This window comes from Citrobacter cronae, assembly GCF_016893685.1.
In the GTDB taxonomy this organism is placed as follows: domain Bacteria; phylum Pseudomonadota; class Gammaproteobacteria; order Enterobacterales; family Enterobacteriaceae; genus Citrobacter; species Citrobacter werkmanii.
This window is the reverse complement of the sequence record NZ_CP069763.1, coordinates 2,302,568-2,316,710: the sequence shown is the minus strand read 5'-3', so window position 1 is coordinate 2,316,710 and position 14,143 is coordinate 2,302,568. Positions and strand designations below refer to the sequence as shown.

Below are 14,143 nucleotides of genomic sequence, written 5' to 3'. Positions count from 1 at the left end.
TTAACGGGTAATCATGTCGTCGCGATGGACAGCAACCGGGCCGTATTCATAGCCGAGGATGGTGTCAATCTGCTGTGAGTGGTGTCCGGCAATACGGCGGAGCGCGTCGCTGTTATAGCGGGTCACGCCGTGGGCGATATCGCGCCCTTCGAGATTGCAGATACGAATCACTTCACCACGAGAAAAGTTGCCTGTCACGCTTTTAATGCCTTTTGGCAGTAATGAACTGCCACGTTCCAGAATCGCTGCGGTCGCGCCCTCATCGACGGTAATTTCCCCGGCAGGCGGCGCGCCGAAAATCCAGCGTTTACGGTTTTCCAGTGGAGAGGCCTGAGCATGAAAACGCGTTCCAACGGAAACGCCTTCCATCACATCGCCAATCACGCCTGGCTTGCTGCCTGCGGCAATGATGGTGTCAATCCCTGCGCGGCACGCGACATCAGCGGCCTGCAATTTCGTGCCCATACCGCCTGTTCCCAGGCCAGAAACGCTGTCGCCGGCAATGGCGCGCAACGCATCGTCAATACCGTGAACGTCTTTGATCAGCTCCGCCTGCGGATTGGTGCGCGGATCGGCGGTGAAAAGTCCTTGCTGATCGGTCAGCAACAGTAGCTTATCGGCTCCGGCCAGAATTGCCGCCAGCGCCGAGAGATTGTCATTATCGCCGACTTTAATTTCGGCGGTCGCCACCGCGTCATTCTCATTGATGACAGGAACGATGTTGTTGTCCAGCAGCGCGCGTAACGTATCGCGGGCATTGAGGAAGCGCTCACGGTCTTCCATATCCGCACGCGTCAGCAGCATCTGCCCGATATGGATACCGTAAATAGAGAACAGCTGTTCCCACAGTTGAATCAATCGGCTCTGCCCTACCGCCGCCAACAGCTGTTTCGAGGCTATCGTCGCCGGAAGCTCAGGGTAACCAAGATGCTCACGCCCGGCGGCGATCGCGCCTGAGGTAACGATAACAATACGATGCCCTGCGGCATGAAGCTGCGCGCACTGGCGAACCAGTTCTACGATATGGGCGCGGTTCAGGCGGCGCGATCCGCCCGTTAACACACTGGTGCCAAGTTTTACCACCAGCGTCTGGCTGTCACTCATGATTCTCTGCCATTCAAAATTGGGGAAAATGATATCAAACGAACGTTTTAGCAGGACTGGCCCCGGTTGCCAACAGCCAGCGCACAAAGCATGAAATTTTATTGCGCAGGATCAGCAAGCGTAGCGGCAGATTTTGACGCATTTATTACAGAAACATAAAAACACTCTTTTTTAAAAATATTCTTACTTTGTCATAAAACGTTCATTGCCAGACGTTAAAAACCTTCCTGTCTTTTAACGGGGATCACACCCAGTGAATATTAGCGCGTACTTTTAATCAGGAATGAAAATGAAAAAGAGCACTCTGGCATTAGTGGTGATGGGGATTGTGGCGTCGGCATCCGTACAGGCAGCTGAAGTGTATAACAAGAACGGTAATAAACTGGATCTGTATGGCAAAGTTAAAGCCATGCATTACATGACGGATTATGACAGCAAGGACGGCGACCAAAGCTATATCCGTTTAGGCTTTAAGGGCGAAACGCAAATTAATGATGAACTGACGGGTTATGGTCGCTGGGAAGCAGAGTTCGCAGGCAATAAAGCTGAAAGTGATTCCAACCAGCAAAAAACACGTCTGGCCTTTGCCGGTCTGAAATTAAAAAATCTTGGCTCGTTTGATTATGGTCGTAACCTGGGCGCGCTGTACGATGTAGAAGCGTGGACTGATATGTTCCCGGAGTTCGGCGGCGATTCTTCTGCACAGACCGATAACTTTATGACCAAACGCGCCAGCGGCCTGGCGACTTACCGTAACACCGACTTCTTCGGCGTCGTGGATGGCCTGGATCTCACCCTGCAATATCAGGGTAAAAACCAGGACCGCGATGTGAAAAAACAGAACGGCGATGGTTTTGGTACATCCGTTACCTATGACTTTGGCGGTAGCGATTTCGCCGTAAGCGGCGCTTATACCAACTCCGATCGTACCAATCAGCAGAATCTGCAAACTCGCGGTACGGGCGATAAAGCAGAAGCCTGGGCAACGGGTTTAAAATATGATGCTAACGATATCTATATTGCGACGTTCTATTCTGAAACGCGCAATATGACGCCGATTTCCGGCGGATTCGCCAATAAAACACAGAACTTCGAAGCGGTTGTTCAGTACCAATTTGACTTTGGTCTGCGTCCGTCACTGGGTTATGTGCTGTCAAAAGGTAAAGATATTGAAGGCGTCGGCAATGAGGATCTGGTGAATTATATCGACGTTGGCGCCACGTATTATTTCAACAAAAATATGTCCGCGTTTGTCGATTATAAAATCAACCAGCTGGATAGCGACAATAAACTGGGCATCAACGATGATGATATCGTTGCTGTCGGTATGGTTTATCAGTTCTGATTTAGGATAAAAAATGCCGGATGGGGTTGCGCCGCCATCCGGCATTTTACTGTTCATTATGCGGTTAATTTAACCGGCTCATCTTTAAAATCGTCAGCAGGCTCCAGCGCCAAATCCAGCGACGTTAACAACCCACGTAATTTTTCATGAAACTCACGTAAGGTGTATTCCAGTCGCTCTACCACTTCAGTCTCTTTCACCGGCACCGCCGTCCAGTTGCCATCTTTATCAAACAAACCAAACTGATAGCTGTAAGTAAAGCGTTTTTCCTGCGCCTCAAGCTCCATCCACCAGCCCCAGAACTCGCGTTTCTCAGGGGCGGGTTTCACGTTGACGCAAACAGCCAAACAATCGAAAAAAAAGCGATTATCTTCGCACTGTCCTTCCCGGATGTACGGGCCAAGCGCGGTGAATTTCTTGATCAATCTACTTTTCGGATGCCCACTCGGTAACGTCATTACGATCTCCTTAGGTGAAGCTCCTGTTTTACCAAATCGATAAAATTTAGCAAACTTTTAACACAATCTCTGATTGATCCACTTGGTTATTTCTTGCAGTCCTTTGTCAAAATTGCGATACACCGGGTTGAATGGAATCTCCAGCAGCTTACCGTCAGAAGATGACGAGGTGATTAAACGCGACTCCTCTTCGGGGCTAAATGGGTCGTTTTTCCAGAAGCCCGACAGCATTGGCGTCGGGCAGCGTCGACCGAGCAGTCCCTGCACTTTTAATGAATAGCGATTAAGCTCTACGCGCAGCGCTTCATCGGAAGCGTCGTGCATCCCCAGGCGGCTGGCCAGAACGTCAAGATACATTTCCGGGACGCTTGCCTGACGCTGCGGGTCACTCAGCAGCGCATGCACAACCGGTCCCAGGCAGGCCACCGCCTTCAGCCGTGACGACTCCAGATACGCCAGGCGTACCGCTACGTTAGCGCCAAAACGGAAACCGAAGGCCGCCACGCGGGTGTGATCCACCCACGGGACATTAGGCAGCGCCTTTAATACATGCTGATGCAGCAGGCTGGAATCCTGAGTCAGTTTCCATTTTGATGAGAATCCGACCGACGGCATATCCAGCGTCAACATGGCAATACCGCGCGGAGCAAAGTAGCGCTCATACAGCGTGTAGTAGTCCGTTTGCATGGAATCGAGACCGCCGCACATCAGTACCGTCGGGAACGGACCATCGCCTTTTGGCATATGCAGGAAGCCGGTTATCGGCGCGCCGCCAGCGACCGCAAACTCCATCTCACGCAGCGTGCCCGGCAGCCGTTGAGCGGCTTCTTCATAGGCGCGATTAGCCAGAGCCTGCGCCTGCTCTGCCAGCTCATCGCCTTTCAGGTGCGGATAAGCGGCAATGTTGTACAGCGTAGAGGCATGCAGCCAGTGGCGACCACTCAACTGCGGATCCTCCTCCATAGACGCTTTCTGTTGCCATTCCATCGCCTGCTTTGCCCACTCATAGATCCAGTTCCCGCCACGATAGCCAATGACCGTATCGTAGAGCTCTTTATCCGTACGTTCGGCTTCGCTCATCACGATACGCGCCTGTACTTCGAGGATTTCACGCGGATCGATGCCACGCCAGATCCACATCAGGCGATTCACCATGCGATACCAGTGTGGGATTGTTTTGCCATCCAGGGCAGATTGTACGGACGGCTGCGCGCCGTGATTAAAACGACGAACCAGCGTAGACGTTTCAGGATGTTTGAAGCGGGGTTTGAACAGGACTTCGCTGAGGTTAGCTTGTGACATTCTTGCAGCCTCCATGAATACTCATTAAGGCATAGTGTAACCTGATGGGGATTAATAAAGAACAACGCCCGGCAAAGCCAGGCGTTGAAAGCGCTGTTGATTAGCGACCGGAGATCGGCGGGACAAACACTACGCCCATATCCCAAGGCTGCTCAATCCAGGTATCCTGAGGGATATCAACAATATAATCATTTACCAGCGGACGACCTGCCGGCTTAGCGAAAATAGTGACGAAATGCGCTTTTGGATACATTTCGCGGATCGCAACCGCGGTGCCGCCGGTGTCAACCAGGTCGTCGATGACGATAAAACCTTCACCGTCGCCTTCAGCACGCTTAAGCACTTTCAGCTCGCGCTGGTTGTCGTGATCGTAGCTGGAGATGCATACGGTATCGACATGACGAATACCCAATTCACGCGCCAGCAATGCGCCCGGCACCAGACCACCACGGCTAACGGCAATAATGCCTTTCCATTGTTCAGAAGGCATCAAGCGGCTTGCCAGTTTACGTGCATGGATCTGCAACATGTCCCAGGTGACGACGTATTTTTCGCTCATGTGAAGTGTCCCAGCCTGTGTATCTACGGCTAATTAATAATTGAGGGTGAATCAGGTTGCGCGAGATTATAGAGATCTGACGCACTAAAAACCAGTGTTTCGCGGAATCCGCGCCTCTTTTTGCATGCTTTATGCTAGCCGTCGGCGGAGAAAGTGGTATTCTCAATCGCATCGCGCAAGCCTGACTTGTGGTGTTTTTAATTCAGCTAACCCCGTGGACTGCAAGCAAGTTTTGTAGGACACCGCCAAGGAGACTCAACGTGTCTGAACTGTCTCAGTTATCCCCGCAACCGCTGTGGGATATTTTTGCCAAAATCTGTTCTATTCCTCACCCGTCCTACCATGAAGAGCAGCTCGCTGAACACATTCTGAGCTGGGCCCAGGAGAAAGGTTTTCACGTCGAGCGCGACCAGGTCGGTAATATCCTGATTCGCAAACCTGCCACTGCAGGCATGGAAAACCGCAAACCGGTGGTTCTGCAGGCGCACCTGGATATGGTGCCGCAGAAAAACAACGACACCGTGCACGACTTCACCAAAGATCCTATCCAGCCTTATATTGATGGCGAATGGGTGAAAGCCCGTGGCACCACGCTGGGCGCGGATAACGGCATCGGTATGGCGTCCGCGCTGGCCGTACTGGCGGATGACAATGTGGTACACGGTCCGCTGGAAGTGTTGCTGACCATGACCGAAGAAGCGGGTATGGATGGCGCGTTCGGTTTGCAGGCAAACTGGCTGCAGGCAGATATCCTGATCAACACCGACTCTGAAGAAGAAGGTGAGATCTACATGGGTTGCGCAGGGGGTATCGACTTTACCTCAAACCTGCCGCTGTCCCGTGAGGCGGTTCCGGCTGGTTTCCAGAGCTTTAAGCTGACCTTAAAAGGTCTGAAAGGCGGTCACTCCGGCGGTGAAATCCACGTCGGCCTCGGTAATGCGAATAAGCTGTTGGTACGCTTCCTGGCGGGTCACGCTGAAGAGCTGGATCTGCGTCTGGTCGATTTCAACGGCGGTACGCTGCGTAACGCGATCCCGCGTGAAGCCTTTGCGACCCTCGCCGTGGCTGCAGATAAAGTTGATGCGTTAAAAGCACTGGTTAACACTTACCAGGACATCCTGAAAAACGAACTGGAAGCCAAAGAGAAGAATCTTGCTCTGCTTCTGGATGCTGTCGCCAACGATAAAGCCGCCCTGACCACGCCGTCTCGCGATAGCTTTGTTCGTCTGCTGAACGCCACACCGAACGGCGTGATCCGCAATTCCGACGTGGCGAAAGGCGTGGTGGAAACCTCCCTGAACGTCGGTGTCGTGACCATGACTGACGATAATGTACAGATCCACTGCCTGGTTCGCTCGCTGATCGACAGCGGTAAAGACTACGTGGTAAGCATGCTGGATTCACTGGGCAAGCTCGCCGGTGCCAAAACCGAAGCCAAAGGTGCGTATCCTGGCTGGCAGCCGGATGCTAACTCTCCGGTTATGCACCTGGTTCGCGAAACCTATCAGCGTCTGTTCAACAAAACGCCGAACATCCAGATTATCCACGCCGGTCTGGAATGTGGACTGTTCAAGAAACCGTATCCGGATATGGACATGGTTTCCATCGGGCCAACTATCACCGGTCCGCACTCCCCGGATGAGCAGGTTCATATTGAAAGCGTCGGCCACTACTGGACGCTGCTAACCGAGCTGCTGAAGTCGATTCCAGCGAAATAAGTCTCTGTAATAAAGCCGGATAGCGCTGCGCTTATCCGGCCTACGCGCTGATTTGTAGGCCGGATAAGGCGGTTACGCCGCCATCCGGCAATACATCAGAGTCAAATTCCCAGCAGCAGTTGCCTTTCCAGCTGTGGATCAAGCAGCGTGACGTGTAATCCCACCAGCCTTACGCCCCGCCCGCCCCGACGTTCATCCCAGGTTTTGCGCGCTGTTGCAATTAAGTCATCTTTGCTTAAGCGCGGCCAGACGTGCTCCTGCGTGGTTTGCTGAAAATCATTAAACTTGAGTTTAATTCCCTGCCGGGCGATCAACAGATCCGGTTTTACCTTTGCCAGACGTCGTTCCAGTTCGGGATATAGCCGCTCAATAATCTCCTCACATTCAGCCCATTCATGAATATCTTCTGCCAGCGTACGCTCAACGCCGACAGATTTGCGCAGTCTGTCGTTGTTGACATCCCGCTCATCAATGCCCTGGCTGCGTTCCCACAACACGCGACCAAACTTACCAAAACGTTTGAGCAACATGGCCAGGTCGTATTTTTGAACATCCTCGCAGGTACGCAATCCCATCGCTTCCAGCTTAGCGGCAGAAACTTTTCCTACGCCGGGTATTTTCCCTAGCGGCAACGTTCTGAGAAATTCGGGAACATCAGCGGGGGTAATGACATATTGCCCGTTGGGCTTATTGAGATCGGAGGCTATTTTTGCCAGAAACTTAACCGGCGCAATCCCGGCTGAGGCGGTTAACTGTAACTCGTTGAAAATCGTCTGGCGGATCTCCTGCGCTATCAGCGTGGCGGAACCGTGACAGTGAGCACTGTCGGTCACATCCAGGTAGGCTTCGTCCAGCGAAAGAGGTTCGATCAGCGAGGTATAACGGGAGAAGATCGCCTGAATCTGGCGGGAGGCTTCTTTATAAGCCTCGTATCGACCGGGCAATAACGTGAGATGCGGGCACAGTTTTAACGCCATTCCGGTCGGCATTGCACTACGTACGCCAAATTTACGCGCCGGGTAATTGGCAGTGCTGATAACGCCCCGGCGTTCACGACTGCCGCCGATAGCAATGGGAATGTCGCGCAGGGCTGGATTATCACGCATTTCCACCGCCGCGAAAAAACAGTCCATATCAACATGTATGATTTTGCGCATGACTCGCCTCCCACAACACTGTTTAAGTATACAGTATTTTTATGGTGTGAGAAGTCTGATTATGCCTTACGCTGGACCATTCATGACAAAGCGCGCATCGCACAGGTAACGTACGATGTCCGTGGTCTTATGTTCTGCGGGATTACCCGCCGTACTGACAAAAAGCTTATTCACTTTGCGAATCTTTGCCCGCAGCAATTTTTCGATCGTCATCAGGCGAAAGGCGTCATTTTCCACGCAGAAAAGCTCGTAGTCGCCCAGACGCTCTCCACAAATTTCACAATGATTCATCCAGTAACGTAGCCCGGTGGTTTTACTTTTATCCAGATAGTAATTGCTGGCCTTAATGTTCTTTTTTATCTCTTCAGGCAGAGAATTAATATGAAACAGAAAGGTATTCCGTCGAATAGATTGCCAGCCTTGGCCATCATGATCTTTTCTAATAAACCGGGTAAACATCACTCCGTGAATATGAGTGAGCTGGTGGCAGTTCCAGCAGTGCATCTTCGAGGTAATTACCAGATAGTACGGCGCGACGATGTTAAAACTGTCGGTGTTATAAACATAGTCACGAAGCGCCTCGTTTAGCTCATGAGGTTCGGTGTACCAGATCCCTGAAATCTGGTCGAAATGCGCGCCCTGACAGGCCACATCTGTGACGTTATCAGTATGAATATCCAATGGAATAATATGGGTTACATCTATCACATTGCCTTCCTGCGGGATAATTTGTCCCCCACGTTGCGTGGAGGACCGGGAATCAAATTAATGAGTGACGGGAGCAGAATGTTGACGTAAAGAAGTCACCTGCTTTTGTTTGTCCAGCTTATCAATCAGCGGTTGTACGACCTTCTCGCCGTGTTGGCCAAAATATTGATACAGCGTATCAGAAGCGCTTTGCGTTAATACCATGATCTCAATGCGACGGTTGCCGGCGCTTTCCGGATTTTTCGCATCCAGCAGCATTTGGTCGGCCATTGCGCTGACCTGCATAACTTTATTCTGCGGCATTCCGGCATCTTCCAGTACGCGTCGAGCAGACAATGCGCGGTCGCCTGACAGGTTCCAGTTGTTGTAAATGTTACTCTTATAGCTCATCGCGTCCGTATGCCCGGTGATGATGATCTTATTGTCCAGCGAGTCAAACACGGGGGCCAGCTCAACCAGCAGCGATTTAAAGAACGGCATAATTTTGGCGCTACCGCGTTCGAACATATTACGGTTCTGATCATCTTTAATCAGTACGCGCAACCCCTGAGGAACAATCTCCATCTCAAGGTTGGTCTCCATATGCGCCTTGCGGGCAATGACGTTAATGTCGGTCGCCAGCTCGCCTAACTCCTGGGCTGATTTTTGTTTCAGTAACGCCGTTTTCTCATTCACATCCAGCGCCTTTTTAGCGTTCTCTTCCGTGATCCTCGCCGTCTCCTGTGGATTCACGGTTTTATCAAGCTTGTTGCGTGTGACGTTTTTCTTCTGCGCGCCTGGCGCTATCGGCAGTTTGCCCAGCTTGTTTAACGGCGCCATACCGCCACCGTTAAAGATTGACTGGCCATGCAGCGCCGCCACGATATTTTCGCGGTCAGCCTTGCTGACGCTGTTCACAATCCACAGCGTCATAAACAGCGCCATCATCGCCAGCGTAAAGTCAGCAAAGGCGACCTTCCACGCCCCGCCATGATGACCTGCATGGTTCTTTTTAATTTGTCGGCGGATAATGGTGGTTTTCGCGCCGCGATCGCGACGATTTGGCCCCTTCCTCATGCTTATTCCTGCTCCAGCATCGCATTAACCCACGCATCCAGATTGGCGAAAGTGGGTTTAGAGGCCAGATGGAGAAGTTTACGGCCAGCATCGACCGCCAGTAGCGTCGGTTTACCGCCCGCTTGCGCCACCAGTACGGTACGTACGCATTCGAGCAGCGAATGCTCTGCCCGCGCCTGCTGTTCCATAGCGTTTGCCAGCGGGTCCATCAGGCAATAACAGATGAACACCCCTAAGAATGTCCCCACCAACGCCGCCGCCACCTTCAAACCGATAAGCGCAATGGAGCCATCGATAGACTGCATGGTGATGATAATGCCCAATACCGCAGCACAAATACCGAATCCAGGCATCGCCTCGGCGGTACGCTGCAAGGAGCGCGAAGGGGTTAACAAAGACTCTTCAGCGGTATCCAGTTCCTGATCGAGGATCCCTTCCAGTTCATGGGCATCGATTTTACCCATCGCCATCAGACGGAAGTTATCGGCGATAAATGTCACCAATCGCTTCTGAGTCAGCACCAGCGGGTATTTTTGGAAAATGGTACTTTCTTCCGGCTGTTCGATATGCTGATCCAGCATACGCAGACCACCGTTCTGCACCATTTCCAGCAGCTCATACAGGCACATCAGTAGCTGACGCTGAAATTCCGGTCCCATTTTCTTTTTACTGATCACCCCTTTGATCTGATGGGCGATCTCTTTCAGCACATGTACCGGGTTCCCAATAATCATCGCCCCCAGGCCGGCACCAACGATAATAATAATTTCTGCTGGCTGCCAAATAGCAATTAACTGCCCACCAGCCTCAAAGTAGCCGCCAAATACGCAGCCCAAAACCACTAATAAGCCAAAAATCTTTTGCATTACGTCCTCCGCATGTTGATTCGGAATTGTTAGTCTGGATATAAACAATCACGAATCTTGTGCGTGATTTTTTTATTCATTTGACAGATTCGGGCTTCGGTCAGCCCTAATACCAGCGCGATCTCTTTTAAATTCATATCGTGTTGGTAATACATTGAGAGCACGAGGCCCTCTTTTTCGCTGAGTTGGCTCAGGGCGTAACTCAACATTTCCTGCGTGACGAATTGCTCTTCCAGCCCCCGCCCTTCGAGCGGTGCTATCGGCATATCGCCATTCAGTAATTCATCCAGGCTGGCCAGCGTTTCCGCACCTTCCAGCTGTTGGTATTCCTGATAATCCTCAGACGATAATCCCCGTCGGGACAACTCCTCCCATGAGGGTTCATGCCCAAGCTGTGTGCGCGCATCACGAATCAAATCTTTAATCTGATGGTATTTTTGGCGTAGCTGGCGAGGCCGCCAGTCGAGGCTGCGCAGCTCATCCAGAATTGCGCCGCGTATGCGGTGAACGGCATAACCGGCAAAACCTTCGTCTGGTTGACCGTAGCGTCGAATCGCATTCAGCAATCCCATCAACGCCGTTTGTTCCATATCCTGCCTGTCCATAACGCAGGTACATTGCGGCGCAAGTTGACGCACCACTTTGCGCACCAACGGCAGATAAGCCTGTAAATAATGGCTCTCTTGCTTTGGCGTAAGCATGGGCGTCGCATTAAAGTCTTCTGACTCGTAAGCATCCTGTATCATGTTATTTCCTGGCTTGTCGCTTATTGGAAAACGACTTTTTTCACCAATATCTCCTTATAAGGTGTCGCCATTTTGCGTTTCGCTAATTCAACTTTCAGATTTTCAAATATTTTCTTTCTGATTTCGGAGATCTTCAGTGCCCGAATATCTTCATACTTCATATTCGAAAGCTCATCTACGGTAATACTTTGATAGAGCGGTTCGTCCTGCTTAATTTTTTCAGCGTCTTTCTCTGAATCAACAACCATCACCAGCTCAGCGACCATATAGCGATCGCCGCCTTCATCATCATGCAGCGTAACCACCGTTTCTGGCAGGGAGACAAAAATATTGTTGGACTCATCCTGGCTATCTTCCGCTTCGTGAGCGGGAGTCGCTGCCGCAGCCGTGGTTCCCTTATTCATAGCATGATAAATGCCCCATCCGGCCCCCCCCGCAATACCCAAAGCGACGACGGAACTGATCACACACGCGATAACGATTTTCTTCATTTTGCTTTTACACTTTGATCAGAACGGATTCATTCCGTTGAAATTGAGGTTCATCATTGAGCACTAATGCTGACGCCACCTCATCCTGTTGATGACCTGACTGCTGTTTTTGCTGCTGCGATTGCCCCTCGGAAGAGACCTGAACATTGACTTCCATGAAGTTCTGCGCCGTCAGGTGCTGACGTAGGTTTTCGCTAAACTGCTGCAATGAGCGGCAGACATCGCTCTGATTTGCGCCGATGTGTACCATCAGCTTCCCTGCATCCAATTGCACGGCAATTTCAAGCTTGCCCAGCGACGGAGGATCAAGACGAATGGTCGAAATTTGCTGTTGCTGACCTATCTGGAACTGAATTCTGTCTTTAAGCAGCGCAGTGAGTTTCTCCCCGAGTTCCTCCGTGGACATCGTCACTGGTGCGGAAACTGGCGTCGACACGATGTTATGCTCGGTCAGTGGATTCACTGGCTGATTTCCCTGCGCCGCGGTATTGAGCAAATTCTGCGTAGAGAGCGCAGGGTTGACCGTCACGCCAGCGGTTTTTCTCTCCACCACCGGGCGAGGACTGGGGTTCTGGGTTGATTTCACCCGAGCAGAAATTTGTTGGGAGGTCGAGAGTGACGCAGGCTCCGGCGCAATCGCTCGCAGATCCTGGGCGGAAAACGTCGCCAGCTTAGCCTGTTGATCCGGGGTTGCTGGCGGCAAATCCTCGCTGAGTGACGCCAGTAACGTTTGCAGCTTGGGCGGCAGTGACGATAAGTCAGTTGTGTGCTGATCAGCCGATGGCGCGGATGTTTTTTCCGGCTGGGCCATGGCGCTCGCCAGTTGGCGCAGCAATGATGACCCCGAATGGGTGGTTTGCACCTGCGCCAGCATTCTCAACATGTCGCCATCAGGCTGCTTTTGTACATCGGCCGGGGCTGCCTGAGTCGGTTGCGCCAATAGCATAGCCAGCAATGCCTGCATGGCTGCCGGATTCGCGTCGTCTTGTTTATGTGCAGCCGCCGATGTCTGCTGATGACTCAGTTTTGCGCCAATCAGCCGCTCAGCCGCGGCGTTCAGCCCCGACTGGGATAAAGAAAATGCGCTGCCGCCCTCAGGGGTTGACGGCGCCGAAATCGTCGCCTTTTCCGGTGTGGCCTCTGCCGACGCACTGACCGAGGCCAGTAATACAGGATTCATGCCTTCTCCGAAATTAAATTAACCATTGAATACGCCAACATTCCTTCCTGGTTTTGCTGATGTTTCTCCATCCGCGTTTTGAGTTCTTCCGCACGCTGCGTTCGCCGCGCAATTAATGTCTCAAACGCGACCAGTAGTCTGCTTTTCACTTCCCGTAGCGCCTCGGCGTCAGTTTCCCAGGCAGCATAGGCATGAAAGTCACGCATCACCTGCTGATGCAGACCTGGTAATCGACGCCACCGTTTTTGATCCAGGGCATCGTTCATCGCCGCCACCAGGGCATAAAGCTGCTGTTGCTGACGCTCTCTTTCCATCGCCTTATCCAAGTTTTGCTGACAGACCTTCCCAGCCTGTACGCAGATTCGTCAGGATGAGGATCACTTCATCAATTTTTTCTAACGACAATTCGCCGCTGGCTTCATACAGGCGGTAGACGCAGTGGTCATACAGCCGGGAGAGATTCACCACCAGCTCACCGCCGGTTTCAAACTCCAGCGAGCTGGTTAAGGCGTTGAGAATATCGATGCATTTATTGATGCTTTGCGCTTTACGCTCGTAGCGTTTGTTCTCAATGTGGCTTTTCGCGCGTTCCAGTTCGTCCATCAGTCCCGAAAACAGCACCAGCACCAGCTCTAACGGCGATGCTGCTGCCGTACGCGCAGCAAGATCCATCTCTTTGTATTGCGAATAACCATCCTGCGTGTCGTACATATTGGTTCTTAATCCTTCTCTTAAATCAGCCGGTTACATAAACGCGGCCATACTCACTTTCATGGTGTACACCTCAACCAGCGTATTGGTGTACTCTTCCACATAGCGCTCGTAGTTGGTGTTATAGGTTTCGGTCAGTTGATCGCTTTCGTCCTGGATTTTGCTCTGCTGGTCGTCAATGTTTTCCTGGCGCATGGCAATGATGCCGTTGCTGGAATCCAGATAGCTGTCCATCAGGTCGTCCATTTGTGCGACCATGCTGTCGTCACCGACAAAAATAGAGGTCAAACCGTCCGGGTTTTTTTCCATTTCTTCGCTGAACTGGGTGGAGTCGATTTGTAAGTGACCGTCGGAATCCAGCGTGATGCCATAGTCGACAATCGATACGCCGCCGTATGAAGCGTGAGCGATATCATCCATTTGGTTTGCCAGCGAATTCATCCCGGCATCACCGGCAAAGACCCCGGCCGCGGTGTCGTCATCGCCGTAGCTGGTGAGAGAATCTATGGTGTCGATTAGCGTGTTATAGGCATCCACGAAGGTTTGCACTTTTGCCTGAGATCCACTGGAGTCTTCCGCGACGGTAAAGGTGGTCACATCATTAGGATCATCAGGATCGCTGACCTCGGAAAAGGTCATGGTCACGCCGGGGATAACGTCATCGAAAGTATTCGAACTACTGGTGATGGCAGGACCGGTTTCACTTCCCAGATGAATTTCTGCGTCCTGCGGATTCGTGATG

At 51.8% G+C, this 14,143-nt stretch carries 16 protein-coding genes; 2 read left to right on the top strand and 14 right to left on the bottom strand.

What is annotated here, in order from left to right; all coding sequences use genetic code 11:
* Window positions 1-1,104, bottom strand: coding sequence for a glutamate 5-kinase (proB, locus tag JSN25_RS09995; RefSeq protein WP_003031373.1), 1,104 nt, complete (start codon window positions 1,102-1,104; stop codon window positions 1-3).
* A gap of 289 nt (window positions 1,105-1,393) precedes the next feature.
* Between proB and phoE the strand changes: the two genes are divergently transcribed.
* The gene (gene phoE, locus JSN25_RS09990; RefSeq protein ID WP_042310379.1) at window positions 1,394-2,449 is read left to right on the top strand and encodes a phosphoporin PhoE; all 1,056 of its coding nucleotides are present in this window, start codon (window positions 1,394-1,396) and stop codon (window positions 2,447-2,449) included.
* Between the two features lie 56 nt (window positions 2,450-2,505).
* On the opposite strand, the gene crl is transcribed toward phoE, so the two are convergent.
* From crl to gpt, 3 genes are all read right to left on the bottom strand, one after another.
* Complete coding sequence (gene crl / locus JSN25_RS09985; RefSeq protein WP_061383058.1) at window positions 2,506-2,907, bottom strand: sigma factor-binding protein Crl; 402 nt, start codon at window positions 2,905-2,907, stop codon at window positions 2,506-2,508.
* Window positions 2,908-2,964: 57 nt separating this feature from the next.
* Window positions 2,965-4,209 (bottom strand): esterase FrsA, encoded by a 1,245-nt coding sequence (gene frsA / locus JSN25_RS09980; protein ID WP_038637686.1) that lies wholly within the window; start codon window positions 4,207-4,209, stop codon window positions 2,965-2,967.
* Between the two features lie 100 nt (window positions 4,210-4,309).
* Entirely contained in the window at window positions 4,310-4,768 is a 459-nt protein-coding gene (gene gpt, locus JSN25_RS09975; protein WP_038637683.1) for a xanthine phosphoribosyltransferase, read from the bottom strand.
* A 260-nt stretch (window positions 4,769-5,028) separates the two neighbouring features.
* Here gpt and pepD point away from each other — a divergent pair, with 260 nt between their 5' ends.
* Window positions 5,029-6,486, top strand: coding sequence for a cytosol nonspecific dipeptidase (gene pepD, locus JSN25_RS09970; protein ID WP_087856472.1), 1,458 nt, complete (start codon window positions 5,029-5,031; stop codon window positions 6,484-6,486).
* A 101-nt stretch (window positions 6,487-6,587) separates the two neighbouring features.
* On the opposite strand, the gene dinB is transcribed toward pepD, so the two are convergent.
* The 10 genes from dinB to fliD form a co-directional block, all read right to left on the bottom strand.
* The gene (gene dinB / locus JSN25_RS09965; RefSeq protein WP_038637679.1) at window positions 6,588-7,643 is read right to left on the bottom strand and encodes a DNA polymerase IV; all 1,056 of its coding nucleotides are present in this window, start codon (window positions 7,641-7,643) and stop codon (window positions 6,588-6,590) included.
* A 66-nt stretch (window positions 7,644-7,709) separates the two neighbouring features.
* Window positions 7,710-8,351: a DNA primase gene (locus JSN25_RS09960; protein ID WP_085047721.1), complete on the bottom strand. Its 642-nt coding sequence runs from the start codon at window positions 8,349-8,351 to the stop codon at window positions 7,710-7,712.
* Between the two features lie 57 nt (window positions 8,352-8,408).
* Window positions 8,409-9,407, bottom strand: a complete 999-nt coding sequence (gene lafU, locus JSN25_RS09955) for a putative lateral flagellar export/assembly protein LafU (RefSeq protein WP_038637675.1) — start codon at window positions 9,405-9,407, stop codon at window positions 8,409-8,411.
* 2 nt (window positions 9,408-9,409) lie between these two features.
* The gene (gene motA, locus JSN25_RS09950; RefSeq protein WP_006685923.1) at window positions 9,410-10,273 is read right to left on the bottom strand and encodes a flagellar motor stator protein MotA; all 864 of its coding nucleotides are present in this window, start codon (window positions 10,271-10,273) and stop codon (window positions 9,410-9,412) included.
* A gap of 29 nt (window positions 10,274-10,302) precedes the next feature.
* Entirely contained in the window at window positions 10,303-11,019 is a 717-nt protein-coding gene (locus JSN25_RS09945; RefSeq protein ID WP_038637670.1) for a FliA/WhiG family RNA polymerase sigma factor, read from the bottom strand.
* A 20-nt stretch (window positions 11,020-11,039) separates the two neighbouring features.
* Window positions 11,040-11,510, bottom strand: a complete 471-nt coding sequence (locus tag JSN25_RS09940; RefSeq protein ID WP_038637667.1) for a flagellar basal body-associated FliL family protein — start codon at window positions 11,508-11,510, stop codon at window positions 11,040-11,042.
* Between the two features lie 7 nt (window positions 11,511-11,517).
* Window positions 11,518-12,690, bottom strand: a complete 1,173-nt coding sequence (locus JSN25_RS09935) for a flagellar hook-length control protein FliK (RefSeq protein ID WP_038637664.1) — start codon at window positions 12,688-12,690, stop codon at window positions 11,518-11,520.
* Window positions 12,687-13,004 (bottom strand): flagellar protein FliT, encoded by a 318-nt coding sequence (locus tag JSN25_RS09930; RefSeq protein WP_087856476.1) that lies wholly within the window; start codon window positions 13,002-13,004, stop codon window positions 12,687-12,689. The genes JSN25_RS09935 and JSN25_RS09930 overlap by 4 nt, the downstream gene beginning before the upstream one ends.
* A gap of 4 nt (window positions 13,005-13,008) precedes the next feature.
* Complete coding sequence (gene fliS / locus JSN25_RS09925) at window positions 13,009-13,401, bottom strand: flagellar export chaperone FliS (RefSeq protein WP_003843794.1); 393 nt, start codon at window positions 13,399-13,401, stop codon at window positions 13,009-13,011.
* Window positions 13,402-13,434: 33 nt separating this feature from the next.
* On the bottom strand, window positions 13,435-14,143 hold a 709-nt coding region (gene fliD, locus JSN25_RS22065; protein ID WP_233638433.1), incomplete at its 5' end, for a flagellar filament capping protein FliD.